Origin of the sequence: Caballeronia grimmiae (assembly GCF_000698555.1) — a bacterium.
In the GTDB taxonomy this organism is placed as follows: domain Bacteria; phylum Pseudomonadota; class Gammaproteobacteria; order Burkholderiales; family Burkholderiaceae; genus Caballeronia; species Caballeronia grimmiae.
This window is the reverse complement of sequence record NZ_JFHE01000116.1, coordinates 1-1,344: the sequence shown is the minus strand read 5'-3', so window position 1 is coordinate 1,344 and position 1,344 is coordinate 1. Positions and strand designations below refer to the sequence as shown.

The 1,344-nt window shown below is 60.1% G+C and carries 2 protein-coding genes; both read left to right on the top strand.

Annotation, left to right across the window (positions count from 1 at the left end; translation table 11 throughout):
* Positions 1 to 909 (top strand): IS21 family transposase (gene istA, locus BG57_RS30845; protein ID WP_035971083.1); only part of this gene is annotated, 909 nt, incomplete at its 5' end.
* Positions 906 to 1,344, top strand: a 439-nt coding sequence (locus BG57_RS30840; RefSeq protein ID WP_035971081.1) for an ATP-binding protein, incomplete at its 3' end; no start/stop codon positions are given. The genes istA and BG57_RS30840, both read left to right, overlap by 4 nt.

Here is a 1,344-nt window from a genome sequence, read left to right as displayed (position 1 = left end):
CGGGCCGCAGCGACGCCGCGTGAGTCGATACTGAAACCGTTCGAGGCCTATCTACGGGCAAGGATCGAGGCGGCATCACCGGACTGGATTCCAGCGACAGTTCTGTGGCGCGAGATTCAGTCGAAGGGATTCGACGGCGGCGAGCGAATTGTGCGCAAGTTCGTTGCTACGTTGCGGCCTTTGCAGGCGTCCGATCCACTGGTGCGATTCGAGACTGCTGCGGGCGATCAGATGCAAGCCGACTGGGTCGAGTTCCGCAGACGCAAGGGAGCAAATCTGTTCGCGTTCGTGGCCACCCTTGGATATAGCCGTGCCACGTATGTCGAATTCGTTTCCGACATGCGGCTTGATACTTTGTTGAGGTGTCACGCCAACTGCTTCAACTGGTTTGGCGGTGTGCCGCGCCGAGCGCTGTACGACAATATGAAGACCGTTGTGATCGAGCGGGATGCATACGGTCCGAAGCAGCACCGTTTCCAGCCGGGGTTTCTCGACTTCGCCCGCCACTACGGATTTCAACCCGAGCTTTGTCAGCCCTATCGCGCCAAGACCAAAGGCAAGGTCGAGCGGATGAACGGATATTTGCGCCGCAGTTTTTACGTGCCGTTAGCCGCTCAATTCAAGGCGGCAAACGTCGAACTGGATGTGACGACCGCCAACGCAGAAGTTTGGCGCTGGCTGCGCGAGGTTGCGCATGTCCGGATACATGGAACGACCAGGCTAAAGCCAGGCGAGCAACTGCTTGTGGAGCAGAAGGCCTTGCAGAGCGTGCCGCCGCCGTATCCGGCACTGTTACCAGCAACGACACCGGCGAGTGGTCAAGAGCTGCGCGAGCGATTCCACGATTGGCTGTCGCCGCTACAGCACCCGCTGTCCGTGTATGACCAGCTGATGCGGGTTGCCGCATGAACATCGCACACGAACGCGTGGCGCAGCTATGCGCTCAGCTGAAGCTCACGACCATTGCGGACGCGTTGCCACACCTGGCGCAAAAGGCGATCGCCGACGAGGCGAACCTGACGGAGTTCCTCGAATCGGTATTGAAGGCCGAGCACACCGCGCGGCTCGCCAGACAGCGCGCGACGTTTGCGCGCCTGGCAGGCTTCCCGACGATCAAGACCTTGGATAGCTTCGACTTCGCAGCGGCCAGTGGTGTACCGAAATCGCAGGTTCAGGAACTGGCGAGCCTTGCGTTTCTGGAGCGCAACGAGAACGTCGTATTGCTCGGCCCGAGCGGCACCGGCAAAACGCACATTGCAATGGCACTTGGCTACGCGGCAACGCAAGCTGGAATCAAGGTGCGCTTCATCACGGCAGCGGACCTGCTGATGATATTGACCACGG